Genomic DNA, 24646 nt, shown 5'->3' on the forward strand with positions numbered 1-24646 from the left:
TTTCTATTTCTCGCGCGCCTTGTCGAGCAGCGAGCCGACTACGACGGTGTTAAAGTCCGGCACCTTGACGTCCGGCCGCACCAGCTTGTTGTCGATCGCCCATTTCGCCTGCGTCTGCAGTTCGGCGACGAGATCCGCGCGTTCGAGATCGATATTGAAGCGGGTGCGCGGCAGGAAGTTGCGGACGATCTCCGGATCGACCTTGATGCGCTCGGCGATCAGCGCTGCTGCGGCATTCGGATCCTTCTTGATGAGGTCGTTGGCATCGATCAGCGACTTCAGCACCTTCACGAGCAGGTCGGGATTCTTGTCGATGGTCGATTGCAGCGCGATCACGGTAGAAAATCCGACATAGAGTCCGGGCGAGCGGATCGCATGGAACTTGTCGCCGCCCTGCTTGAGCGCGAGCGAGATATGCGGCTCGGTCCAGATGAATGCATCGACCGCGCCATTCGACAGGCTGGTCACGAAGTCGCCGGGGTTGAGGCTGACGGCGGTGACGTCTGCGAAGGTCAGATTGGCTTCCTTCAGCAGCTTCGACAGGTAGTAGTGCGCGTTGGTGCCTTGCGAATAGCCGATCTTGCGGCCCTTGATATCCTTGATCGTCTTGATGTCCTTGACGGCGACAAGGTCGAAGGATTCCTGACGATTCAGCGTGGCGATGATGCGCACCGGCAGGCCGTTGAGATTCGCGAACAGCACCGGCGTTTCGGCTGCGGTCGCCACCACCACGCCGCCGCCGACCAGAGCGTCGAGTGCGAGGCGGCCGCTGGCGAAGATCGTGGTCTTGGGCGTGAGGCCCTGCTTGTCCCAGGTCTTGGCCTGATCGGCGACGAAGAACTGGCCCCAACCCATGGAGAGGCCGGCGCCGATCGTCACATCCTCCGCGCGCGCCGTCGCAGCCGAGGCAACGAATGCCGCGCCCAGCACCAACGCGGTGCGGGCCAATCGCCTGGCATGGCTGAAAAACCGTTCTGAATTCGTCACGTCACAAGCTCCTTGTTGAGAATGGGGGCGCGATGCCAAGACCGCGCGTACCGAGCGGCAGTCCGGAATGCTGATGAAACCGGCCGGCCAGCCGTGCGAGGCTGCGGTCGGACAGAGCTGGGCCGATCAGCGTCACGCCTTGCGGCAGGCCGTTCGGCAGAAAACCCGAGGGCACGGCGACTGCGGCGAGATCGGCCAGATTGACGAATGTGGTGTAGGTGCCGATACGGGCATTGAGGGTGATGGGATCGGCCGCGATCTCGCCGATCCTGTAGGTGGTGGGCGTCGTCGGCACGAAGAGAACGTCGATGTCGCGCCACCCGGCGTCGATTTTCTGCTTCAGTTCGGCGAGACGCTGCTGACCGGCAAAGACCTGCGCGCCCGTGATCCGCGCACCGCCCAGCAGGATGTCGCGAGTGACTGGCAGCACGGCATCGATGTCGCGATCAAGGAACGGCTTCAGCGCGCCGTAGCGATCGGCCAGCCACGGGCCGAGGAACAACATGTCGTTGATTTCGCGAAACGGCGCGAAGTCGATCTCGACGCGCACGCCGCCGATCGCCGTGAGGCGCGCGACGGCGGCATCGAACAGTGCGGCCGCCGCCGTGTCGCCGAAGAACTCTAGCCAGGGCGCCGCGGGCACGCCGAAGCGGAACGACGGCCATGCGTCCGCTTCGCGTAGCGTCAGCGGCCGCGCGAACGGGTCTTCCGGATCATGGGCGCGGATGACGTCGAAGCCAGCCTGCGCGTCGGCGACGGTGAGCGCGAACACCGAGATCGTTTCGATGGAGCGACAGGCCGGCACCGTGCCGACACCGCTGATGAGGCCGCGCGTCGGCTTGAGACCGACCACGTTGGTGAGCGCGGCGGGCACGCGGCCCGAACCGCCGGTGTCGGTGCCGAGCGCCAGGCTGGCGAGGCCGGCCGCGACCGAGACGGCGGCACCCGAACTCGATCCGCCCGGAATGTAGTCGGCATCGAACGGGTTGCGTGCCACGCCATAGGGCGAGCGGACGCCCACGAGCCCGGTGGCGAATTGATCCATATTGGTCTTGCCGATCAGGATCGCCCCGGCCGCCAGCAGCCGCGCGACCGCAGGACTATGCCGGGTGGGGACATAGGAATAGTCGGGGCAGGCCGATGTCGTAGGAAGCCCGGCGACGTCGATGCAGTCCTTCACGCTGAAAGGCACGCCCCAGAGCGATGCGGCCGCGCGATCGGAGGTCGACTGTCCTTCGAGTTCACGCGCACGGGCGAAAACCGCGTCGCGTCCGACATGCCCGATCCAGACGCCATCATCCCCGCGCGCTGTGATCGTGTCGAGGATCGACTCCACGACTCGCGAAGGTGCCAGCGATCCATCCGCATAGGCGGCCGAAAGCGTCGGCAGATCGAGTTCGATTTCAGGTGCAGGGTAGCTCACGTGGGATCCTTCGGTGTTGCGAAGGGCCGCGCGATCTCGAATGCCCGCGCTGCGCGCAGGACCTTCGCATCATCAAATTTCGCACCGATCAGTTGCAGGCCGACCGGCAGACCCGCCGCGGTCAGTCCGGCCGGAATCGATGCCGCTGGCTGTTGCGTCAGATTGAACGGATAGGTGAAGGGCGAGCGAATGGGCCGCGTGGCAAGATCGGCCTGCGATGCATCGATGGCTGAAGCAGGAAATGCCGTGGACGGCGTGATCAGCAGATCCCAGGACTGATGGAAGCGACTGAAGTGCCAACCCAGCGCCTCACGCTGATCGATGGCCTTCACGTAGGACACGACGCCGATCGCGCGGCCCTGTTCGGCTGCGGCCAGTAGGCCGGCCTCGCTGAGATTGCGCCGTTCCGGGGCGAAGCTGTCCACGAGTTTCGCGGCGCCGGCCTGCCAGAAAGTCAGGAAGATTGGCAGCGGATCCTCGATGCCGGGATCGACGCGCTCGACGATGGCGCCGAGATCAGCGAATACCTTCACCGCCTTGTCGACGATGGCTGCGACTTCGGGATCGACCGTTGCGTAGCCGAGGGCGGGGCTATAAGCGATGCGCAAACCTTTGACGCCGTCCTCAAGCCCGCTCTGCCACGCCACGTCCTGCGGCGGCAATGCATTCCAGTCGCGCAGGTCGGGCCGCGCGATGACGTCGAGCAGCAGTGCGGCATCGCGCACCGAGCGGGTGAGTGGGGTGACGTGAAACAACGTGCCGTTCTGCGACGGCGGATAGACCGGCACGCGGCCGAATGTCTGCTTGAAGCCGAAGGCGCCGCTATGTGCAGCGGGAAGCCGCGTCGAGCCGCCGCCATCGGTCGCCACATGCAGCGGGCCGAAGCCGATCGCCGCCGCCGCACCCGAGCCGCCGCTGCTGCCGCCCGGTGTGTGCGCCGTATTCCAGGGATTGCGGGTAATGCCGGTCAGCGGGCTGTCGCCGAGCCCCTTCCAGCCGAATTCGGAAGTGGTGGTCTTGCCGAGCACGACGGCGCCGTGCTCGCGCAGGCGCGCGGTCGCCGGCGAATCTTCGTTCCATTCCTGGTTCGGATCGACCGCGCGGCTGCCGCGCAGCGTTGGCCAACCCTTCGCCAGGATCAGGTCCTTCAGCGCAACCGGAACACCGTCGATCAGACCTGCAGGTTCACCACGATGCCAACGCTGTTCAGATCTTTCAGCGGATGCGAGTGCAGAGTCTGCGTCAAGCAAGGCAAATGCATTGATTTTCGGCTCCAGCCGTTGAATGCGATCGAGAATTGCGCGCGTGACTTCGACAGGTGACAGTTTTCGCTGACGATAAAGCTCAACAAGTTCGACAGCGGAAAGAAATGCGACGTCTGCGCCGCTTGTTGCATCCGATACATTCGCTTGACCAGAAGCGCTCTGGATTGCCATGCCTCATCCCCTTGTGTGCTTGACAAGACAATGGGTAGGCGTCGCGACATTCGCCTTGCAGCAATTAATTGCCGAATTGAGCTGCGAGGCGATATTCGAACTGCGGCGACTGTCATGCGCAGTTTTCGAGAACAAAGATATTGCGAAAGCATTCTCTCAGAGAGCAGATCGACGCCTGCTCGCCAGATCGGCGGCGGCGAGGTGTGGGCGCGGAATGCCGCGAAAGCGGTGCATCCGCGTTATCCGGATGCTGCGTGGCGGTCGTCGCCTTCCTCCGCACGCTTTGATGCGCGCGCTGGTGGCCGTACTTCTTCTGAAATACGCCTGCCGGCGTTCGGTGCCATTGTTGGTGATCAGCGTAGGCTGTCGGCGACGACCTGGCGCGCCAATACATTGTCATCGGGCAGGCCGATCGATATCCGCAGCCAGGTCGGCAGCGCGGGATAGGATTGCTTGATCGCGATGTCCCGCGCCGCAAGGGCTGCAGTCACATCACCGTGTCGCTGGCCGGCATCGAAGAACACGAAATTGCCCTGCGCTGCAGAGAAGGAAACGCCGTTCGCGCGAAACAACGCGTGCCAACTCTCGCGCTCGGCGGCAACCGCGGTGCGCACTGCGGTGATATGTTCGCGATCGGCCAGACTTGCCTGAGCGGCGACCAGGCCGAGGCGGCTGAGGCCATGAAACGCGCCAATGCCGATCTGCCTGAGCGATCGGGCGAGCTCGGCAGGCGCCAGCACATAGCCGATGGCGAGACCGGCGAGGCCGTGGATCTTGGCGAAAGTCCTGAATACGACGACCTGATGGCCGTCACGCACGAGGCCAGCCACGGCGCGCCGTTCCGGATCTGGCGTGTAGTCGAGATAGGCTTCGTCGACGATCACCAGCGCGCGGTTCGATAGATCGCGGACGAATGCGATGAATTCCTCGGCTGGACTAACAGTGCCGCTCGGATTGTGCGGGTTGACGAGATAGACGGCGCGGGTCTGCGCATTCACCCGGCGGGCAATGGCCGGAAGGTCGTTGTTGAGCCGATCATCCAGCGGCACGGCGATGGCCTTGCCGCCGGCTGGCGCGACGGCATCGACCAGCGCCGTATAGCCCGGCTCCGAATAAATGAACTCGCCGCCGGGGCCGCCTTGCGCGGAGAGATACAGCCCTAGCACGTCGAGGATTTCGCCGAGCACGATCTGCTCCGGCGCGATACGTTCATGCGCGGCGATGGCGGTAGTGAGCTGGTCCAGCTCGGCGCTGACATAGCGGTCGAGATGGGCAAGGTTCTCTTCGATGGCACGGAGTGCGCGCGGCGAAGGGCCGAACGGGCTCTCGTTATGCGACAGGCGGATGATGGAGCGGGGTGCGTCGGTCATGGCGACGGACTATACGCGCTTTGCGGCATCAGCATACGTCATGGACGATGCGCCCGTCGACCATTGTGAGCAGACAGGAGAGATCCTTCAGCTCCGCCGGTGGCAGTGTCGTGGGGTCATCGGACAGCACCGCGAGATCCGCAGCGAAGCCGGGTTTCAGGCGGCCCTTCCAGCCTTCGTCAAAAGTGAGCGCAGCGCCGGCGGCGGTGAAGAGTTCGAGCGCCGTATGCGCATCGAGGCGCTGATCAGGCCCGATCACGCGGCCGGTGGAGCGCTCCTCGCGGGCGCAGGTGGTCCACAGCGTGAAGAACGGATCATAGGGAATATTGTCAGTGGCGATGGCCAGGGGAATACCGGCATCGAGGATGGCGCGATGAGGTACGACGCCATTTCCGCCATCGGCCTCGTTCAGATATTTGCTGCCGCCCTTCCAGAGATAATAAGTCGAGATCGTCGTCACATAGACGCCGAGCTCCTTGAGCGCGCGGATGTCCTCAGGCCGCGCACGGCCGATATGTTCGATGACCCAGCGGCGTTCAGCGATCGGATGTCGCTCGTTCACCGCCCGCAGCACGGGGACGATCTCGTGCAGCTGGTCCCCGACGATGGTGTGCAGGCGCAAGTCGAATTCGGCGGCGAGGAAACAGGCCTCGCGAAAGTCGGATGGCGTCACCGCCTGTTCGACGAAGCCAGACCAGCCAGTGTCGGGCAGATGCGCGCGGGCGCAGCAGGCGACGACGGGATCGCCGCCATAGGCGATATGGATGCCGGAGACGCGCAGCCAGCGGTCGCCGAGCCCGCTGCCGCGTGCGGTGGCGAGCCAGTCGCGCATGATGCGGCGAGCCTCGATCAGGTCGTTCCAGCTCGGACTCAGCACGAGGCCCGCGCGGATAGTGAGTTCGTTGAGTTCCCAGAGCCGGCGATAGACCGAGATGGTCTCGGCGGCGGAGCCGTGGCCTTCATAGATGCTGGTGGTGCCCTTGGCATTGTAGAGCCGCTGCGAGCGGCGGACACCTTCGAGGCGGTCGGCAAAGCCGAAGCGCGGCACCGCGGGCAGGATGTCTAATTCCACCGTCGGACGGTTGTTGTGCTCGACGATTATGCCGGTCGGTGCGCCCTGCGCATCGACTTCGATCTCCACGCCGCCGATGCGCGGGTGTGTGTCGGGTCCGATATTGTTGAGTTCGAGCCCGCGCGTATTGAGTGCCGAGTGGCCCGGCGGCTTGCCCCAGTTGCCGAACACGCCCTGGATATAAACGGGATGATTGGGCGCTGCGGCGTCGAGTTCGTGGCGGTTCGGCAGGCGTTGCTCGGCGAGGGCGGAGACGCCGTCGAAGAAGAAGGGCGGTGTGCCCGCCGGCATGGTGACGATCCATTCGCCCGGCGGCGTGTTGGCGGCGGCATTTCGGATGCGCGCGAGGATGTCTCCGACAGACCTGGCGCCGGCGAGTGAGGGGCGCAGCGTCTTCAGCCCCTCACGCTCCATATGCGCATGAGTGTCGTTGAAGCCCGGAATGATACAGGCGCCCTGCAGGTCGATCCGTTCAGCATCCGGCGCGGCGTCGCGCACGGCGTCGCGGTCGCCTACGGCTACGATCACGTTGCCGTCGATCGCGATGGCCTGCGCGGTGGGCCGTTCGCGGTCGAACGTCCAGATCTTCGCATTCTCGAAGATCCGCTGTCGCAGTGCAGGCGTTGTCATGACGCCGCGTACCAGGGGAACAGCCAGCGCGCGAGCGCGACGAAGACGCGGTCGGCGAGAAAGCCGAAGGTGCCGAGCAGCGCGAGGCCGATGAACATGATGTCGACGCGGAACAATTGGTGCCCCTGCGACATCATATAGGCCACACCGGCCGATGCGCCGGACAGTTCGGCGGCAACCAGCACGATCAATGATACGGCGATGGACTGGCGGATGCCCGACAGGATGAAGGGAAGCGCGGCCGGCAACACCACCAGCAGCAAGGTGTCGCGGCGGCTGGCGCCGAGGCAGGCGGCCGAGCGCAGATAGATGAGATTGATGTCACGCACGCCGATGAAGGTGGTGATCCAGATCGGAAAGAATGCGCCCCATGCAACCAGCACCACCTTCGACGGTTCACCGATGCCGAACCAGAGCACGCAGAGCGGCACCAGCGCGATCGTCGGAATGGCGCGAAAGCCGTGCAGCAGCGGCTCGGTGAGATATTGCAGCCAGCGAACACGCGCGGTGACGAGGCCTAGGCCGATGCCCGAAGCGAGCGCGATGACGAAGCCGAGCCCGGCGCGCTGCAGGCTGATGGCGATGTTGCGGCCGATCTCGCCCGACGTCAGCATTGGGATGAAGGCCTGCAACACGGTGCTTGGCGGCGGGAACAAGACTTCGTTGACCCAGTCCGAATAGCGCGGGATCGCTTCCCAGATGGCGATAAACAGCACGAGGCCGAGGATGTTCAAGGCCAGACGCGTGAGCTGAGCCTTCCGCCGTGCGCGGTCATTGGCGGCACGGAACTGGGCCTCGAAGGAGGGCGACGCCGGATGCGCATCGTCGGCCAGATCGATATCTGAAATCGTCGTCATGCGGCCCTTCGCGTACCATTGGTCAGTTCGCCGGAGATCGAGCCGTAGAGTTCACCGAACGCTGTCGAGCCGCGGTCGCGGGGATAGTCGGCGTCGATGATGCGCTCCGAGACGATGGTGCCGGGATGAGGCGCCATCACGACGACGCGCTGGGCGAGGACGATCGCCTCGTCGATATTGTGGGTCACGAAGACGACCGAGACGCCGGTTTCTTTCCACAGCTGCAGCAGATCGTCCTGCAGGGTCTGCCGTGTCATCGCATCGACGGCAGCGAATGGCTCGTCCATCAGCAGAACTTTCGGTTCGACCACGAGCGCACGCGCGACGGCGACGCGCTGGCGCATGCCGCCGGAAAGTTCGTGCGGATATTTGTCCGCAGCGGCGAGCAGGTCGACGCGGCCGAGCGCATCGAGCGCCAGTTGCCTGCGCGCGCCGCGCGACAGTGGCTTGGCACGCAGGCCGAATTCGACGTTCTGCCGCGCCGTCATCCAGGCGAACAGTGCATATTCCTGGAACACGACACCGCGGTCGGGGCCCGGGCCCAGAATTGGCTGCTGCTGGAATGCGACGCTACCGCGGCTCGGCTGCAGGAAGCCGGCGATCAGATGCAGCAGCGTGGTCTTGCCGCAGCCCGACGGCCCGATCAGGCAGACGAACTCGCCGTCGCCGATCTGCAGCGAGACGTCGCGGAGCGCCCAGGTGGGAGCACCGTCGCGTCCCGCATAGATTTGCGAAACGCCTGAGACGTCGATCAGCGATGCAGTACCTCGGCTCACGTCAGGGTCACGCGGTCTGGCTGCGCAGCCTTGACCGGCGAATCGACGACAAGGCTGCGCAGCAGCGGACGCAACTCGCCCTTCGGGGGCTTAGCAAGTCCGGCATCGATCGCCCATTGGGCCTGGCTAACGAGATCGTCGACGAAGCGATCGTCGAAGGTGAGCTTGAAAGTGAAAGTCGAGGTTGCCTCGGTGATGTCGCCGGCTGGCGTCTTGATCCGGTCGGCGATGATCTGCGGCCAGTTCTTATCGCTGGCGATGCGAGCTTCGGCTTGCAGGAATACCTTTACCGCAGTGTTGACCAAATCCGGCTTCTCCTTAAGCACGCGCTCGGTGGTAAGCAGGAGTTGGTGGCTCTGGAAATATTTCTCTATCCCGTCGAGCGTCATTTCATCGACCTGGCCATTCGACTGCTTCTGTGCCACGCCGACGGTCTGGCTGGTCCAGGCAAAGCCATCGATATCGCCGCGCGCCAGCGCCGTCGTCATGTTATTCGGCGCGAGATCGACGACGGTGACGTCCTGCAGTTTAAGGCCGGCGAGTTCGAGATATTTGGCGAGAAAGAATTGGCCCGACGTGCCGATGCGGGTGGCAATCTTGCGACCCTTGAGGCTTGCGGGATTCTTCGGATCGATAGCGCCACCTTTGCGCACTGCAAGCTTCATGTCGCGCGAGTAGCGGCTGTAGTTGATCACGGCGACGGGACGCAGTCCGGTCAGTGCAGCGAACACCAGCGGCGTATCCGTGGAGGCTGAGAAATCGGCTGAGCCGGACAGCAGTGCCTGCATGGCGTCGCGCCCGGTCTCGAAGGATGAAGTCGTGAGGTCGACATTGGCTTTTTCCCAGAGGCCGGCAGCTTCGGCGACATAGGGGAGGGCCCAAGTGTAGCCGGTGCTGCCATAGGCGAGCACGGCCTTGCTATGCGTCTGCGCGATGGCCGGAGCGCCGAGAAGGCCGGTGGCGGCCGTAGCGCCTGCGCCGATCAGAAGATTGCGGCGGCTGAGCGAAGGAGGGTGAACGCCTCGGCGGGAAATTGTCACGTATCGGATCCTGGGTTGGTTGGCCAAATGTCGATGTCGTCGGTCGCAAATATCCGTGCTTCGGCGCGCCGCATCCGCCGGCACACCGCGAGCCGGTCCGGGCTCCTGTGCTGGATGAGCCGCGGTCGCATTGTTCGCCGCAATGGTGAGCGGACTGTGCATATGCGCAGAAGATACGTTGCGCGGTGGGCCAGCGGCAATTTCGGATATGCTGCATTTCTTGGATAAAGCTTCTGTCCGAAAGCGTGTCGGGAGAACAACGGACCTACTCTTAGGGTAGCGCGCCGGAGGCTTTTCACTTCACCGCATGCGTTGGCCGTCCGCCCATTGGCGGATCAGGGCCAGCACGCGTTGCTCGGCCTTGAGGGCGGAGCGCAGTTGCGGACGATCCGGGCGCTGTGTCCGCAGCGTTCGCCGCAGCCGGACACAGCGGTCCAGCGAGCGCAAGGTCTGCGCGCGCGCCCGCATCGCCAATGGAATGGCGTCGCAGGCGTCGAATGCCGCCCGTGTGTCCGCTTCGTCGAGATCGACGGGATCGCGCTCATAGCGTCGCTTGAGCGGAAAATCGATCATCACAATCTCCCACCCAGTACGATCCGGACAACCGGAATCGTTGCCTTATGCTTTCGGCGATCCATCGGCATGTCGCGGCGTCCAGAATTTCTCGAGCTTGAGGCTGGCAAGTGCCTCGTTGATCGGCGCCGCAAGCACCCATTCCCTCACGTCGATATCGCTGCGGATCAGCTTTTCGGACTTGGAGAAATCGACGACATCCTGGAATTGGGCCAGCAGGAATTCGTCAACGAGCGGATTGAACGCCTCCTTCAGCGACTGGCCGTGGAACTCCTCCTGCAGGGCCTCGTAGGGCGTGCCGGATTTCGACCAGATACGCAACGCCTCGTCGCGATTGGCTTCGTCGCCGATCCACGCGACCGCCTTGAGAAGGCCGGTGACGACGCGGCGCGTCGCGTCGGGATATTTCTCGCGGAATTGATCGGTGACGAGAATGCCGCCAAAGCCGGTGGCCTTCGGACCGATGTCCTTCGATGTGTAGAAGATATCGATGATGCCCTTCTCGCGCAGCGACAGCACCGAGCTCGAACCGATACTGGCATCGACACTGCCGGCGGCCAGCGCAGCGAGTTGATCGGCAGTCTTGAGATCAACGACGGTCAGGTCCTTGGCCGTCAGGCCATTTGCCTGCAGCGCGCGCAGGAACGCCCAATGCAGGATGGTGCCTTTCTGGAAGGTGACCTTGCGTCCCTTGAGATCCTTGATCGAATGGATAGGCAGTCCCTTGCGTGCGGCGCCAAAGATCGTGGTAGGACCGTAATTCAAGAGCACGCGGGTGGGCAGGCCGTTGGCGCGGCCGATCACATTCGGCAATGCGCCGTACTGAGCGAAATCGATACGTCCGTTGGCGATGCCTTCATTGACTGCCGGTCCGGTGCCCGCGAGATAGGTCCATTCCAGCTTGACCGGCGTGTCCTTGAATTCGTTGGCGATGAAGTCCTTGGCCTGGGCGACGCCGAAGGTCGCCACACCGTAGGGCTGTCCGAAGCCGGCACCGAAGGCGCCGAAGCGGATCGTCTCCGGCGTATCGGTGGCGGCGCGGGCCACTGTGCCGGCTGCCAGCAGCGCGGCGGCGCCAGCGGTGAAACTGCGTCGCGTGATCCTATCCATGATGGTTGCTCCTGGTTTCAGTGTCGGAGATCGGCGAGAACGCGCTGCTTGAGCGCGAGGAAATCGGGCGCGGCGCGGTCGCGTGCGGCCAGTTCAACCGGGATGACGCTGCGGATGCGGCCGGGGCGTGGCTCCATCACCACGATGCGGGTCGAGAGATAGACGGCCTCCTCGACGTCGTGGGTCACCATGATCACGGTGGTCCGCTGCGCCTCCCAGATGTCCAGCAGCGCGTCCTGAAGTCGCGTGCGGTTCAGCGAGTCGAGAGCGCCAAGCGGTTCGTCCAGCAACAAGATTGCAGGCCGCCGAACCAGCGCACGCGCAATCGCGGCGCGCTGCGCCATTCCTCCGGATAACTGCTCAGGGCGTGCCCACTCGAAGCCGGACAGACCGACCAGCGCGATGGAGTCGCGGACGCGCCGCGCTTTTTCTTCCGTCGGCAGCGGAAAGGCATCGAGCGCAAGCGTGACATTCTCTGTCAGCGTCAACCACGGAAACAGCCGGTGATCCTGAAACACGATGCCGCGGTCGGCGCCGGGGCCGCTCACCTGCGTGCCGCCGAGCAGGATCTCGCCGCGATAGTCGTCGTCGAGCCCCACGATGAGACGCAGCAACGTGGACTTGCCGCAGCCGGAGGCGCCGACGATGCTGACGAATTCGCCGGGCAACACGGACAGCGACACATCCTGCAGCACGGGCAGCGGCGTCTCGTCGACCACATAGGTCTTGGTGACATGCCGGATCGCGAGTTCGGTGAATTCTGTCATGCGGTTTCCATCACGTGAGGCCGGAGGCGCGCGTCAAGGCCAGCGACGACAGCCGGCGGCACACACGTGTCGCCAGATAGCCGGTGGCCGCGAGCGCGATGACGCCGATGATGACGATGTCCATGCGAAACTGTTCACGCCCTTCGGAAACGAAGGTGCCGATGCCGCGCCCGTTGCCGATCGCATATTCCGCGCCGACGGTGCCGATCCACGCGCTGATCAGTGCGATCTCGATGCCGATGGTGATGGCCGGAAGGGCGGCGGGAAGCAGCACGCGGCGGATTTCTTGCCGGCGCGACAGGCTGAGCACGCGCGACACTTCGCGATAGGATGTCGGCACGTTGCGCAGGCCGGTGGCGGTGTTCAGTGCGACCGGAAAGAAGGCTGACAGCGCGATATAGACGATCTTGCTGGCCTCGCCGTTGCCGAACCAGGCCGTGAGCAATGGAATCCAGGCGAAGAGCGTGATCTGGCGCAGCGCATGGAAGGAGCCGCCGCTCGCCCGTTCGACGGTGGAGGACAGGCCCATCGCAGTGCCTAGCGCGAGGCCCAGCACGATGCCGATGCCGGCACCGCCGGCGTAACGGAGCGCGCTGGCGGCGATCGCTCGCCAGATCTCGCGGCCGGCCGCATCGTCGAACGGTGCGAGCAGAATCCGCTCGGGCTGAATGGCGAGCGGGCCTGACAGCCAGCCGACATGTACCGCCCAGGCCCAGCCGAGCGCGAGGGCGAGCGGCAATACCAGACCGCGCGACCACGGCAATGCGCCGCCGCGCGTTGCTCGCAGAGCTTCGGAAGGTATCGCGCCGCTCATGGGCGCGCCTCCCAGTGCTGCAGTCGTTGCTCGATACGCGCAAGGCCGGTATCCATGGCGAGGCCGATCAGGCCGATCACCACCATGCCGACGATGACGATGTCGATCTGGAACAGGGTGCGTCCCCACACCATCGTGTAGCCGACGCCCTCGGTGGCGGCGAGCATCTCGACCACGATGAGCGCGATCCATGCATGGCTCAAGGCAGTGCGCAGGCCGCCGAAAATACCGGGAATGGTTGCAGGCAAAACGAGGCGGCGCAGATAGGATCGCGCCGGCAGCTGCAACACGCGCGCAACCTCGCGAAACGGGGCAGGGATCTGTTTGACGCTTTCGGACGTGGCAATGACGGTCGGGACGAAACTGGCCTTCGCGATGAGAACGAATTTGAGCGTCTCATCGAGACCAAAGATCAGCAGCAGGATCGGCAGCCAGCCGAGCGACGGAATCTGGGCGAGCAGTCTGAAGGTCAGTCCGCAATAGGCCTCGACGGTGCGCGACAGGCCGAGCAGCGCGCCGAAGACGAGGCCGCCGCCAGCTCCGATGGCGAAGCCGATCCCGATCCGCCACAGGCTGATGCGAAGCCCGTCGACGATCTCGCCGCCACGGATCAGGTCGATGGCGGTGGTCGCCACCAGTAGCGGCGGCGGCAGGATCTGCACCGGCAGAAGCCGCAGCGATGCCGCACATTGCCATGCGATCAGGATGATCAGTGGAATCGCAAGCGGCAGCAGCCGATGGCCGACCGCGCGCGCCGTCCAGATGCGGCGAACGGCGGGAAAGCGATCGACGACACGGTCGACGGCCACGGATCTGACGTTCATGCGAAGCTCCGGGACGCGCAATGCGTCCGACACCGTCGGGTATTGTCAGTGGCCGAAGAGTCGATAGCTGCGATCGATGCCGCGCTGATCCCGCGTTTCCTTGGTCCAGCCGACAGCGCGTCGATAGCTGCCGAGTACATCGGACTGCTTGAGTTCCGCAGCTGCGAGGCTGACCGGCTCGTCCGCGAAGGGCGAAACGTAGAGCGAGTCTTCCGGACAGTAGAGTTCGCACATGAAGCAGGTCTGGCAGTCGTCCTGCCGGGCGATGACGGGCATGCCGTCGGTCTTGTCGAACACATTGGTCGGGCAGACGCGGACGCAGATATTGCAGGAGGTGCAAGTTTCGGAATCGATGACCTCGATCATTCTGCAGCCTCCGCAAGAGATGCTTCGGCGTGCGGACGGGTAGCTGTCCAGACCTCGTCGAGGCCGCCGGTGGTGATGTAGTGGCGCTGCGACGGATCCTGCTCGGGGAAGTCGTCGCGCCGATGCATGCCACGAGTTTCCTTGCGCGCCAGCGCGCTGCGATACATCCAGCGTGCCGTCGCCAGCATCGCGGCGCTTTCGCGCGCGCGGACCGCGTCGATGCCCGACACAGCGCCTGCCTTGGTGGCGTCGTGCCAGAGTGTGTCGAGGCGCGCGAGCGATGCCGTCAGGCGACCAGCTTCGCGGAAATAGTTGATCTCGTACGGGAAGACCTCGTTCTGCACGGCTGTGGCAAGGGTCGCGCCGTTCAATGTCGGGCGCGTGCTTTCCTGCAGGCCCACGGTGCCGGCGCCCGTTGCATTCCGGCGGATACGGCGCGTGCCCTTGACGTAACGTGCCGCGCCCTGGCCCGACCAGTAGCCGGACGACATCGCCCACGCCGCATTGTGGCTGCCGCCCCCGGTGAAGCCGCCGCAAACGAGTTCGCGCGTCGCGGCATCGCCGGCGGCATAGAGGCCGGGCACGGTGGTGGCGCAGCTGTCATCGACGATGCGCAGGCCGCCGGTGCCGCGGATCGTGCCTTCGAGACGCAGCGTGACCGGAAAGCGCTGGGTGAAAGGATCGACGCCCGTGCGGTCATAAGGCAGGAAGAAGTTCGGCTGCGAGACGCGCATGGCCTCCTGAATGTCAGCATCGGCCTTGTCGAGCTGCGCGTAGACGGGACCCTGCAGCAATGCGCGCGCGATGGCCGAACGGCCGCCCTTCGACGCAGCACCCGGCACCGGCGTCCCATCCTCATAGGTGAAGGTGCCCCAGCCGAAGAACAGCGTTTTGGTCACCGATCCGAATGCGCTCGATATCGCATAGGGATTGGAGAACTCCATGCTGGTCAGCTCGGCGCCGAGTTCGGCGGCCATCAGATATCCGTCGCCGGTGAGAACGTTCGAGCCCAGCGTCTTGCTGAGGAAGGCGCATCCGCCCGTCGCGATGACGACGGCACCAGCGCGCACGCGCCATGGCTTTCCGTCCTGGCGCTGCTGGCCCCCGGCGCCAGCGACGGCGCCGGCTTCATCGACCAGCAATTCCAGCGCCGGACTGTGATCCAGGATCGTGACACCCGCGGCCTTGGTGCGCTTGCGCATCAGCCGCATATATTCCGGCCCCTGCAGCGAATTGCGCTGAGATCGGCCGCTGTCATCGGTCGGGTAGGGATAGCCCCATTCCGCCAGTCTGTTGCTCTGGTCGTAGGTGCGGTCGAGGACGCGGGACATCCAGCGGCGATCCTGCAGATAGCCGCCCATCTTCTCGCGATTGGTCATCGCGGCCTCGCGCTTGTCAGGCGATGGATCGATGTACCAGACACCGGTGCCGGATGGTGCTGTGGCGCCGGAGGTCCCGCAAAAGCCTTTGTCAACGAGCACGACGCGCGCGCCTTCGCCGGCAGCGCTGATTGCCGCCCAGGTGCCGGCCGGGCCGCCGCCGAGCACCAGCACATCTGCATCGAGCTCGACGGCGTCCGCTGTGCGTGCATCGACGCGAGGCGCGTTGTCGCTCATTTAATATCTCCGCTGCAAATCGAGATACGCCCGCAAGGCGTCAGAAGCTATCGTGAATGTTTGCCCACAACATTCGCTCTGGCAATTTCAGATATTGCTCCAAGCGGAGGACAAACACGCCGCAATGGCGCGGGGTGAAGAAAGAACTATCGCTTCCTTGAGAGACCGACGTCGCAATCCGCGATTGAGTGCGCTCTTCGTTCAGCAAGAACAAGAATTTCATTTCGGCTAATGAACGTTATCGAAAATGATCGAGATGTTGCCGCCATCATTGAGAGGCGAAAACTATCTTCGTGTCATTGAGGTTCTAGAATGACGGAGCTCTGGCGATCGCCAGCTCCAGATCGATTGGTCTGCGATCAGCCGATTTTCTGCCGCGCCATCCATTGCGTCGGCGTCAGCCCGAGCTCGGCACGAAATGCTGACCGCAATGCGTGCGCATCTGGAAATCCGCTGCGAAGGGCGACATCTTCCATGCCATGTACGCCGGATGTCAGCATCTCCTGGGCGCGCGACAGGCGCACTTGCTTCAGCCATTGTCCGAGGTTGCCGCCGGTCCGCGAGCGGATATGACGCGACAGGCTTCGGCGGCTCATGCCGGCACGCTCCGCCAGTTCGTCGAGCGACGGCGTCCGGGTCGGATCTGCGCGCAGCCCTTCCAGAATTTCGGTGACACGCCGATCGGAGGACGATCCGATCGCCGGGCGCTCAAGCACCTGCGGTTGCTGGCCCGAGCGTTGCGGCGCAAGAACGAGGTGACGGGCGACGCGGTTGGCTTCGCCGAGCCCGGACATGCGGGCGAGCAGATGCAGACAGCAGTCCAGCCCGGATGCGATGCCCGCCGAGGTCAATATCTGCCCTTCGTCGATAAAGAGTGCGCCGGCATCGACGTCGACCGTGGGATAACGTAGCGCGAACGTCTTCGCTTGAGCCCAGTGCGTTGTCGCGCGGCGTCCATGGAGCAAGCCGGCTTCGGCCAGACCAAAGGCTCCGAGGCAAAGGCCGACGACGATCGCCTCGCGCTCGCCTGCCATTTGCACTTCCGCGATGATATCCGACGACAGCGGTTCGTCGACGTTCCGCCAGCCCGGCAGGATCACGACGTCAGCCTCGCGGGCCGCCTCCAACGGATAGCTCGCCTCGATCGTCAATCCGCCTGCGGTCTTTAAACGAGGCTCGTTTGAGCAGACGTCGATCCGATGACCGCTGGCCAGGAACGGTTCGCCGAACACTGCGAGCGGCGTGGACAGCATGAAAGGACTGATGTGATCGTAGGCGAGGACGGCAATTCGCATTGGCCCGATCTACACCAAAAATGTCCATCGGGCCACTGACGGACGCTGGTGTGCGCGAGTAAAGGTCGCTGAAACCTCAGGAGCCCCATTATGACCCGCACGCTTCTCGTGATCGACGTCCAGAACGAATATTTCCCCGGTGGCCTTCTTCCACTATGGAAGCCCGATGAAATTGAGGCTCGCATCGTGTCCGCCATCGCGCGGGCAAGAGCTTCAGGAGACAACGTCGTCCTCGTTCGACACGTGTCGAAGGCAGACGCCGGTTTGTTCGCGGCAAACGGCCCAGGTAGTGCCATCCGACCAGCCGTTCTTGCAGCTGCAGCCGATGCTCCTGTCGTCATCAAACAGTTCGCCGACGCTTTCCAAGAGACGGAACTATTGTCTCATTTAACGAAAACCGACGAATTGCTGATCTGTGGAATGATGACGCAGAACTGTGTCGTCTTCACCGCCCTATCGCGCGCGGCTGACGACCTGTCGGTCCGGGTCATCGGTGAACTCTGCAGTGCTCCGACTGAGACAGTTCACAATATCGCGTTAAATGCTCTGGGATCGAAGGGTCTTATCGTCAGCGTAACGGACCTATGGAGCTCGTGAGATATCGACAGATAGTCCTGTCAATCCGGCAGCGTCATTTCGTGCTCAGAAAGTGATGGCAGCGATCACGGTCCAATAAAGCTGCTTTCCAGCCATCCTGAAAGTTCTCACAATCATCCGGCCCAAGACGCTTGGGCGTTGGCGCAAGGCCGGCTTTCGCTACTACTGGCGCTGGAAGTCGCGTCCGCCGTACGGCATTGTCTGCCCGACGACGATTTCATTGTCGGTAACGTCAGGCGTTGGCCCGGACTGTGCAAAGGCCGAAGACGCATAGGCAAACGCGAAAAGCGGGCCCGAAATGGCGAATGCCAATCGACTTTCCGAACGTGAATGAAATCGATGCGATCAGGATGAGCTGCCGGGATGATTCTTATTGATGCCGTGAACGCGTCAATCGCTCCCAACGAAGCGAATGCCAGCGGCGCCGACCGCGGCGAGCGCAATCACATTGCTCGCTAAACGAACGAATGACCGGCGGTTAGGGATTTCAGTCATCCATGCGGCCTTAGCGTAGGCCATCGGCTTTAGAGGATCTTTCCGTCGTCCGGTATCGGTTGCAACCCTAGCTTTTTGGCCCGGCGGCTGTATCGAATCCGCGAGAATAAGTTGCGCCTCGCGGAGGGGGATGGCGTCGCGGTGATCAGATAGACCGTGAACAAAACGGTTTTTGCGACGTCCTACATGACGTCCTACATGCCCAACATAGGGCAGGTTCGCCTATTGATTTTATTGGGGAAATTGGTTTCTTTCCGTTCCGTGATATCCCTTACGGAGCGCCAATGATTTCAATCACTTACGTGTCTATCATAAAATCTGTCGAATATTCGCCAAATAAGCGTGGTGACGCTTGGGCGGACGTCGGCGATCGGATCTATGCTCCTGTCGCGTTGGTAGCCGCGAACGCATAGAGTCTGCGTGCCGAATTCACACGTTGTGGGTCAGGCCTTCCGGATAACTTCATTCAGGAGTCGTGCATCGCTCGGCATCCTCGCGCCAGAGCGCCACCGCTGGCTCTCCGCCGGTGCTCCTCGACAACGCCCCACTTTTCAACATGCGGTGTTTCAGCGACATCGTGATCGGGTCGGCATCCCGTTTCCAGCGTCGCATTATGTTAGGCGCTACAGCCCTTGACAGCGAGCGCCAAGTTCAAAGAAATCGGAGTGCTTCAGCTATTCATATTTTGCGCGTGTATAGCGCCGGCTTGGCAACGGAAGGCGGCTTCTTAAACGGCTGCATCATTAGTTTTCCAGCCCCAGATTCGCCGGATACTCGAAGGCGAAGAACTACTGCCGCCCGCCATTGCGGGCACCATCAAGAAAGCAGTCGATAACGATAAGAAGCCCTTACAGACGACCATCATCGTCGGCCTGCTCAAAGCCCTCCAGGGCGACGACAAGTGGGGCAAGCTTCTGTGGGAGTGGGGATACGGCAAGGTGCCGGACAACGTGGTGGTCGGCGGAGATTCCGAGAAGCAAGTCGAGCATACATTTACACTGAGGCTCTACAACAGCCAGCTACGCCCGGCCTAAGCTCTAGATATCTGGCGTGAGAGCTGCTTTCCGTTGGTCAACTGCATAAGAAACTGCATTTTTCTATCCAATCATTGGGCGTGCAGCCGGCTGTATAAGAAAGAAACAAGAAGATATCCGAAGCGCGGACTGTATAAGAAATACGCATTTCTTATACAGTCCGCCGGCCGACTTCGAATGGCAGCTTCTGGGCGCAAAGAAATCATTGGTGTCAGTGCAAAACTCCTCGTCGTTTTCTGCCATTATTTGCGATAAAATCCTGCGTCACTTCTTAAAGTCTTCATGGCAGGCTATGACCCTTGAGAGGGGGCTTCGTCACACTACCAATGTGTCTAGCCTTGTTTTGAATATTTCTGGCATGGAGCAGCACTTGTGATGGCGCGAGGCGTTTCTCAGATCAATCCCCGATTGTCGATACTACGCAGTCATCCATTTTTCATTGATCTCGACGCCAAGGCATTAGATCAACTATGCCAGTATGCGAGCTTCCGAAAGTTCAAACGCGGGGCGACCGTCTTTGTGAGAGGAGATCCCGGCAATAGTCTCTTCGTCGTGGTGAGCGGCGCCGTCAAGATGAGCGTCGCCTCATCTGAGGGACGCAGCGCCATCCTCAATCTTGTGACGAAAGGTGAGGTATTCGGGGAGATCGCGTTGCTCGACGGGCTTGCGCGAACGGCCGATGCGATTGCTCACACCAATTGCGAGCTTATCGTGATCGACCGGCGAGATTTCTTTCCATTTATCGAATCCCAACCGATGCTGGCCATGAAGTTCATTCACTTGCTTTGCGCCCGTCTGCGCTGGACGAGTGAACAGGTCGAGCATGTCATTCTGCAGGACCTGCCTGCGCGGCTAGCGAACCTGCTGATCGGTTTGGCCTCGAAGCACGAGCCTTCCGACGTCGGCCGTCCTTTTATCGTCACTCAACAAGAGATCGGCGAGATGGTCGGAGTGACTAGAGAAAGCATCAACAAGCAACTTCGTGCCTGGTCCTTGAAAGGGTGGATCCGCCTTGAGCCCGGCAGCATCGCCATCCTCAAGCCGAAGGCGCTAGCGGCTGTTGCCGAAGCCGAGCCTGCAACCCTTGATGCGTCGGGGCGGCCGCTCAAGGTGTGATGTGGTTCACATGACTTCGTTGGTGTTTGGCCCATTAGTGGCCGGGTATCAGGAGGTATTCGGCATGGCATCCGTCGACGAATTGGAGCAAACCTATCGCCGCATTTACCGGCGCCTCACACTCGGGGTGTTTATCCTCTATGGCGTCGTTGTGGTGTTGGCTGTCACGGTGCTGCTCGGCAACCCGATAAAGAGCTTCTAGACGCCAGATCGGTGGGAGCCCCCATCCCGAATGGGCGGCTCGTCTGCGTGTGGCGACAGTGAGCTCGCTAACGCGAAGGGTTGGTTCCCCTTAAAGGTGAAAGGTGAGGGGCGTCCGCTATGGGCTCGATAGATCCGAGAAATCGTATGGGATGACGTTCACGCAGCGGACGGGCTGATTCAGCACGTGCTCGGCGGCCAGGGCAAAATCATCCGTGTGAACCGCTTCGATCTCCGCTGCGCAGGCTTCATTGGAGACAAAGACGTAGAGGACGTCCTCATCCATTCCTCCGACTTTCATACCCAGGCACAAGCGGTCGTAAACACGCGGCCCCAGCAGACTGTTGAGCATGGCTTCGATGGCAAGTTGTTGTGTTGTCGTTGGTCGCATTTGGCCTCCATAAGGCTACTATGCGAATGAATGGACGGCTGTCTGTGATCTAGTTCACTGACGCGGGGAAATGCGGCAGCTAACGTGTCGGCCATGATGGCGCTGGCCAGCGGCTGGTTATTGCGGCTTGCAAGTATGATAACAATCCTAGTTTTGGCGAGCTATCTTCGATGGAATATAGATAGTTCTACAACTACAAACGCTCTTGTTCTATTGCTGAGCACTCCAACCCAAGCCGAATAGGCGCACCGATGCATGGGATTCGCGAGACCAAGGATCTGGTGCTGCCGGCAGACGGCCAGGATCAACATTCATTGAAACTATTCCGGGATCAGGTGGTCGGCGACGATACGCCGGATCAGTCGGCAACCGGCATATCCGGCTCGAAGCTGGCTGATCCCAATGGACTCGATCCAGGTGGCGCCAGCGCTGTGGATCGCTTCGGACGACGCCTGCGTATGTGGGGCGAGCTCGTCAAATATCGGCTGTCCTGCCACGTGCTCTCCCATCTTCGGTTGTTCAAGGCGGTCTTCGCGGTGCTGCGCGTCGTGCGGCCCATCACGATCGTCGGCAACGTCCTTGTGGCGACAAAAGCCAGCGATGTACGCGAGGTGCTCGAACGCTTCGACGACTTTGAACTGGGCGACACCATCGAGCCCGGAATGCCCTGGGGACCGTTTCTGATGACGGTCGATGGGCGAGAGCAGCATGCCCGCGAGAGGGAAATGCTGCAGAGCGTGGTCGAGAAGACTGATGCCCGGCTCATCCGGACGATCGCTTCCGAGAATTGCCAGTCCTGCATCGAGGCATTGAAGGACTCGGGCCAGATCGACGTTGTCGCCGATCTGGCGGAGCCGGTGATGGTTGCCGTCCTGGCCGAATACTTTGGCGTCCCTCCACTGAATGGAGACCGGCAGCGAATGGCAGGCGTCATGCGGAATCTGGCCGGCATCATTATGGTCAACCCGCCAGTTGGTTCGCTTCCGTGGAGCCGGTCTCGCGCCGATATCGCAGATCTGACCTGTCAACTGACGCAGCAGCTTGGATCCGGCGGCCCCACTACTGCCGCTGCATCGCACCCATCCATTCCAGCTCACAGCCTGCTGGCACGGTTGCAGCGCCGCCATGGTCAGCCGGGCAACCCGCCCTGGTTTGATGAGGAATGGATTCGCTGCTATCTGACCGGGCTGGTTGCGACGGGCGGAGCCACCATTATCCGCGGTGTCACCCATGCCGTGGATCAGTTGCTGGAGCAGGCCGGGGCTTTGGCGCATGCTCAGGCACTGTCCGCTGCACTCGAGCGTGCGATCCACACCGATCAAGGATCGGTCGCCGCTGATGCGCCGAATGGCCAGCTCGCAGCGGCGCGGGAGGCGTTACGTGGCTGCATCTATGAAGCCATGCGGTTTCGTCCGATGCTGCCTTTGCTGGTGCGAACATGCCCGCGTGATACGATCATCGCCAACGGCACCCCGCGGGCCCGGCGGGTGCCTGCCGGGACGCTTGTCTTGGCACCGCCGCTGGCGGCCATGTTCGATTCCGAAGCATTTCCAGACCCGCTCACATTTCGCGATCGTCCCATCGAGAGTTACTTTCATTTCGGTTTCGGGCCGCGCCACTGTTTCGGCAAATACATTGCTGACGTGGTCATGTTGGAGATCGTCCGCGCGCTGATGCGCCTGCCGGGTCTGGCGCGCGCGCCCGGACAGGGCGGTCAGGTCGGCTATGACGGGCCAGCACCTTGCTCGCTGCGCGTGACGTTCAATGCGAATGGATCGGAGCCCGTCCATTGAATCCGAATTTCACAACGATCATCACGCCGATCGAACCGTCCAAAGTTGAATGGTGCAGGGGCTATCTTCGCGACAATGCCGACCCGCAGTTTGGCGGTGAGGCAGCGTTTCTTGAGTGCCGCCCATTGTTTCCATTCGACAAGATTGCAGGTCTGCATTTTTGTAGTTTTGTCATCCTGGACGCTGCCGACGGGGGCGGGCCTTGTCTCGTATTCGAGGCAACGTTCGATGGCCCGAGAGCGGGTTTTCTGGATGAGCTGTTAAAGTATGCACCAATTGGTTTCGACGAGGTCTACCGCCGGTGTGTCGGCTATCCCTTGTCAGGAACAACGACCCCAAATCTGGTCCGGGAGTATTGGGAGCGCCATGACGTCGGTGCGAATACGTTCTTTAGTGGCAGTCCCGGCCGCACGGTGGTGCAGGTCAAAGGCGAGAACAGCGTTCGGAAGGGAATCGTGTCGTTTCTTTCGGCGCGATTTCTCGTCGATGCGATCTTGCCCGGTCGCCCGGCGGGGTTGCTCGATCTCGTGACACGAGAGTGCATTCGCGGCAGTGCCGACAATCGCTGGGCAGAGCAGCCGGCGCAATTGCCATGGCAGATGACGCTTCGAACCCAGATCGCTGTTGCGGCTGGTATCGTCGTTGCGCTGCTGGCATGCGCTCTGGGCGCACTCGTGTGCTGGGCTTTGGGCTATCGACCGTCAGCGCTCTACGCGGTGTTGCCGCTATGGCTTGAGACGGTCGGTCACGCAACGCAGCATCTCGATACAAAGGTATCGGCATTGCCGTGGGTCTCACAGCTCACCGAAGTCATACAGCCGGCAACGCTGACCGGCTTGATGTTATTGAGCGTGATGTGGCTGGTGGTCCGGGCGGCAGAACTTCTTCTCCGAAGTGCGAGCAAAAATACCCGCGACCAGCATCTGTTCTGGCGCTTTCCGCTGCAATTGGCGGTCGTTACACGATACGCGCTGCTCGGTGTGCTCATCGGTGTTGTCACGCTCGCGGTCATCTCCGGCGTTGACAGATCACCGACATGGGCCGGGATATTGGTGGATGGTCCGAGTGGGATCCTGATGTCGCTGGGTGCGGTGCTGGTGGTCATGTTCCAGCTTGTCTGCATTGGGGTGCTGTTGCTCGTCGGCTGGTATTGCACGACATCGCTGCAGTTGATGGTCGAGCTTCAGCCTCTCAGCAAGACGCGCGAGAATCTGCGGCGTATGGCATTGGACGTCATCCAGTTCGCCATGTTCCTTCTGGTCTCGGTCGGCGTCCTGCTCGTTGCAGCGCTGCTGCCGGAAACGGTCATCAGCAACGTGGCTGGAATGGCCAGATCGCTCACTTACGGCTGGCTTCTGATGGTTCTGTTGGGATGGAGCGGCGTGATGGCCGGCTATCTCGTCGGACTGCTGGCTCTGTGCGTGGTTGGGGCACTCGAGTATCGCGACAGGACGACGTTTGAACATCCCGCAGGTCTTTTGATCCGGGCTCGCGACAACGCGCGCAAATATGCGCGCGAGGAAGCCGGAATTAACCGGTACCAGAATCATCTGGCCAGCATCACCTGTGTAAAGCCGGGTGTCCTTCGATACTGGATCCTTCGACTGGTCCTGTTCGCCGTCAATGTTCTCGCGAAATTCTGGTTCAACAAGGGTGAGCTTGGCGGCATCCCAACCATCCTCTCGGCGCGCTGGGTGCTGATCGATGGTGGCCGGCGTCTGCTATTTCTCGACAATTTCGGCGGTGCCTGGGAGAGCTACCTCAACGAGTTCATCGATCTGGCCGCCGTGAAGGGGCTGAATGCGATCTGGACCAATACGTTCGTGAACGCGGCAGGGAAACGCTACGGTTTTCCGCCCACGCGTTTTCTGTTCTGGCAAGGCGCGCAGGATGCGAGGCCGTTCAAGGCCTATGTGCGGCAGAGCCAGGTGGAAACCATCGTCTGGTACGGCGCCTATCCTATGCTCGGTGTTGTCGGCATCAATGCGAACACCGATACCAGACAAGATCTGTTCGCTCCGTTGAGTTCGCCGGCTATCGATCGATTCCTCCAACGTCTTTGA

22 protein-coding genes are annotated in these 24646 nt (G+C 62.2%); 5 read left to right on the forward strand and 17 right to left on the reverse strand.

From position 1 onward, the window contains the following. Window positions 1-3: 3 nt before the first annotated feature. From AB7813_RS27475 to AB7813_RS27550, 16 genes are all read right to left on the reverse strand, one after another. Complete coding sequence (locus tag AB7813_RS27475; RefSeq protein ID WP_439062486.1) at window positions 4-987, reverse strand: ABC transporter substrate-binding protein; 984 nt, start codon at window positions 985-987, stop codon at window positions 4-6. Window position 988: 1 nt separating this feature from the next. Continuing rightward, window positions 989-2410 carry an allophanate hydrolase gene (gene atzF, locus AB7813_RS27480; RefSeq protein WP_439062487.1) on the reverse strand — a complete coding sequence of 474 codons (1422 nt, stop codon included), beginning with the start codon at window positions 2408-2410 and terminating at the stop codon, window positions 989-991. Continuing rightward, window positions 2407-3846 carry an amidase gene (locus AB7813_RS27485; RefSeq protein WP_441228871.1) on the reverse strand — a complete coding sequence of 480 codons (1440 nt, stop codon included), beginning with the start codon at window positions 3844-3846 and terminating at the stop codon, window positions 2407-2409. The genes atzF and AB7813_RS27485 overlap by 4 nt, the downstream gene beginning before the upstream one ends. A gap of 353 nt (window positions 3847-4199) precedes the next feature. Beyond that, on the reverse strand, window positions 4200-5216 hold the full coding sequence (locus tag AB7813_RS27490; protein WP_441228872.1) for a pyridoxal phosphate-dependent aminotransferase: 1017 nt from the start codon (window positions 5214-5216) through the stop codon (window positions 4200-4202). A gap of 28 nt (window positions 5217-5244) precedes the next feature. Further along, complete coding sequence (locus AB7813_RS27495) at window positions 5245-6918, reverse strand: amidohydrolase (protein WP_439062490.1); 1674 nt, start codon at window positions 6916-6918, stop codon at window positions 5245-5247. Then, window positions 6915-7775, reverse strand: a complete 861-nt coding sequence (locus AB7813_RS27500) for an ABC transporter permease (RefSeq protein WP_439062491.1) — start codon at window positions 7773-7775, stop codon at window positions 6915-6917. Before AB7813_RS27500 ends, AB7813_RS27495 begins: the two co-directional genes overlap by 4 nt. Beyond that, a complete protein-coding gene (locus AB7813_RS27505) occupies window positions 7772-8551 on the reverse strand; it encodes an ABC transporter ATP-binding protein (protein ID WP_439062492.1) in 780 nt (259 codons plus the stop codon). The genes AB7813_RS27500 and AB7813_RS27505 overlap by 4 nt, the downstream gene beginning before the upstream one ends. Continuing rightward, window positions 8548-9591: an ABC transporter substrate-binding protein gene (locus AB7813_RS27510; RefSeq protein WP_439062493.1), complete on the reverse strand. Its 1044-nt coding sequence runs from the start codon at window positions 9589-9591 to the stop codon at window positions 8548-8550. Before AB7813_RS27510 ends, AB7813_RS27505 begins: the two co-directional genes overlap by 4 nt. Before the next feature lie 300 nt (window positions 9592-9891). Further along, window positions 9892-10164, reverse strand: coding sequence for a hypothetical protein (locus AB7813_RS27515; protein ID WP_439062494.1), 273 nt, complete (start codon window positions 10162-10164; stop codon window positions 9892-9894). A 45-nt stretch (window positions 10165-10209) separates the two neighbouring features. Continuing rightward, window positions 10210-11274 (reverse strand): ABC transporter substrate-binding protein, encoded by a 1065-nt coding sequence (locus AB7813_RS27520; protein WP_439062495.1) that lies wholly within the window; start codon window positions 11272-11274, stop codon window positions 10210-10212. 17 nt (window positions 11275-11291) lie between these two features. After that, entirely contained in the window at window positions 11292-12041 is a 750-nt protein-coding gene (locus tag AB7813_RS27525; protein ID WP_439062496.1) for an ABC transporter ATP-binding protein, read from the reverse strand. Between the two features lie 10 nt (window positions 12042-12051). After that, the gene (locus AB7813_RS27530) at window positions 12052-12855 is read right to left on the reverse strand and encodes an ABC transporter permease (RefSeq protein WP_439062497.1); all 804 of its coding nucleotides are present in this window, start codon (window positions 12853-12855) and stop codon (window positions 12052-12054) included. After that, entirely contained in the window at window positions 12852-13679 is an 828-nt protein-coding gene (locus tag AB7813_RS27535) for an ABC transporter permease (RefSeq protein ID WP_439086149.1), read from the reverse strand. Before AB7813_RS27535 ends, AB7813_RS27530 begins: the two co-directional genes overlap by 4 nt. 45 nt (window positions 13680-13724) lie before the next feature. Then, window positions 13725-14045: a 4Fe-4S dicluster domain-containing protein gene (locus AB7813_RS27540; protein WP_439062499.1), complete on the reverse strand. Its 321-nt coding sequence runs from the start codon at window positions 14043-14045 to the stop codon at window positions 13725-13727. Continuing rightward, entirely contained in the window at window positions 14042-15661 is a 1620-nt protein-coding gene (locus AB7813_RS27545; protein ID WP_439062500.1) for an FAD-binding protein, read from the reverse strand. Before AB7813_RS27545 ends, AB7813_RS27540 begins: the two co-directional genes overlap by 4 nt. Window positions 15662-16020: 359 nt before the next feature. Then, window positions 16021-16956 carry a GlxA family transcriptional regulator gene (locus AB7813_RS27550; RefSeq protein WP_439062501.1) on the reverse strand — a complete coding sequence of 312 codons (936 nt, stop codon included), beginning with the start codon at window positions 16954-16956 and terminating at the stop codon, window positions 16021-16023. A 90-nt stretch (window positions 16957-17046) separates the two neighbouring features. On the opposite strand from AB7813_RS27550, the gene AB7813_RS27555 reads away from it, so the two are divergent. From AB7813_RS27555 to AB7813_RS27565, 3 genes are all read left to right on the forward strand, one after another. After that, window positions 17047-17553 (forward strand): cysteine hydrolase family protein, encoded by a 507-nt coding sequence (locus tag AB7813_RS27555; RefSeq protein ID WP_439062502.1) that lies wholly within the window; start codon window positions 17047-17049, stop codon window positions 17551-17553. Between the two features lie 1904 nt (window positions 17554-19457). After that, window positions 19458-20198, forward strand: a complete 741-nt coding sequence (locus AB7813_RS27560) for a Crp/Fnr family transcriptional regulator (protein WP_439057451.1) — start codon at window positions 19458-19460, stop codon at window positions 20196-20198. 64 nt (window positions 20199-20262) lie between these two features. Further along, window positions 20263-20400, forward strand: a complete 138-nt coding sequence (locus AB7813_RS27565) for a hypothetical protein (RefSeq protein ID WP_176454725.1) — start codon at window positions 20263-20265, stop codon at window positions 20398-20400. Between the two features lie 117 nt (window positions 20401-20517). On the opposite strand, the gene AB7813_RS27570 is transcribed toward AB7813_RS27565, so the two are convergent. Next, window positions 20518-20790, reverse strand: a complete 273-nt coding sequence (locus AB7813_RS27570; protein WP_147421613.1) for a hypothetical protein — start codon at window positions 20788-20790, stop codon at window positions 20518-20520. Between the two features lie 458 nt (window positions 20791-21248). On the opposite strand from AB7813_RS27570, the gene AB7813_RS27575 reads away from it, so the two are divergent. Together AB7813_RS27575 and AB7813_RS27580 are read left to right on the forward strand one after the other, a co-directional pair. After that, window positions 21249-22583, forward strand: a complete 1335-nt coding sequence (locus tag AB7813_RS27575; RefSeq protein WP_441228873.1) for a cytochrome P450 — start codon at window positions 21249-21251, stop codon at window positions 22581-22583. Further along, window positions 22580-24646 (forward strand): hypothetical protein, encoded by a 2067-nt coding sequence (locus tag AB7813_RS27580; protein ID WP_441228874.1) that lies wholly within the window; start codon window positions 22580-22582, stop codon window positions 24644-24646. The genes AB7813_RS27575 and AB7813_RS27580 overlap by 4 nt, the downstream gene beginning before the upstream one ends.

Origin of the sequence: Tardiphaga sp. 20_F10_N6_6 (genome assembly GCF_052076045.1) — a bacterium.
GTDB classification, from domain to species: domain Bacteria; phylum Pseudomonadota; class Alphaproteobacteria; order Rhizobiales; family Xanthobacteraceae; genus Tardiphaga; species Tardiphaga robiniae.

Coding starts and splice junctions, on each gene's coding strand:
- AB7813_RS27495 (WP_439062490.1), bottom strand. CDS start 6,918: ATGACAACGCCTGCACTGCGACAGCGGATCTTCGAGAATGCGAAGATC.
- AB7813_RS27515 (WP_439062494.1), bottom strand. CDS start 10,164: ATGATCGATTTTCCGCTCAAGCGACGCTATGAGCGCGATCCCGTCGAT.
- AB7813_RS27530 (WP_439062497.1), bottom strand. CDS start 12,855: ATGAGCGGCGCGATACCTTCCGAAGCTCTGCGAGCAACGCGCGGCGGC.
- AB7813_RS27490 (WP_441228872.1), bottom strand. CDS start 5,216: ATGACCGACGCACCCCGCTCCATCATCCGCCTGTCGCATAACGAGAGC.
- AB7813_RS27575 (WP_441228873.1), top strand. CDS start 21,249: ATGTGGGGCGAGCTCGTCAAATATCGGCTGTCCTGCCACGTGCTCTCC.
- AB7813_RS27545 (WP_439062500.1), bottom strand. CDS start 15,661: ATGAGCGACAACGCGCCTCGCGTCGATGCACGCACAGCGGACGCCGTC.
- AB7813_RS27560 (WP_439057451.1), top strand. CDS start 19,458: ATGGCGCGAGGCGTTTCTCAGATCAATCCCCGATTGTCGATACTACGC.
- AB7813_RS27520 (WP_439062495.1), bottom strand. CDS start 11,274: ATGGATAGGATCACGCGACGCAGTTTCACCGCTGGCGCCGCCGCGCTG.
- AB7813_RS27485 (WP_441228871.1), bottom strand. CDS start 3,846: ATGGCAATCCAGAGCGCTTCTGGTCAAGCGAATGTATCGGATGCAACA.
- AB7813_RS27500 (WP_439062491.1), bottom strand. CDS start 7,775: ATGACGACGATTTCAGATATCGATCTGGCCGACGATGCGCATCCGGCG.
- AB7813_RS27555 (WP_439062502.1), top strand. CDS start 17,047: ATGACCCGCACGCTTCTCGTGATCGACGTCCAGAACGAATATTTCCCC.
- AB7813_RS27540 (WP_439062499.1), bottom strand. CDS start 14,045: ATGATCGAGGTCATCGATTCCGAAACTTGCACCTCCTGCAATATCTGC.
- AB7813_RS27550 (WP_439062501.1), bottom strand. CDS start 16,956: ATGCGAATTGCCGTCCTCGCCTACGATCACATCAGTCCTTTCATGCTG.
- AB7813_RS27525 (WP_439062496.1), bottom strand. CDS start 12,041: ATGACAGAATTCACCGAACTCGCGATCCGGCATGTCACCAAGACCTAT.
- AB7813_RS27565 (WP_176454725.1), top strand. CDS start 20,263: ATGGCATCCGTCGACGAATTGGAGCAAACCTATCGCCGCATTTACCGG.
- AB7813_RS27570 (WP_147421613.1), bottom strand. CDS start 20,790: ATGCGACCAACGACAACACAACAACTTGCCATCGAAGCCATGCTCAAC.
- AB7813_RS27535 (WP_439086149.1), bottom strand. CDS start 13,679: ATGAACGTCAGATCCGTGGCCGTCGACCGTGTCGTCGATCGCTTTCCC.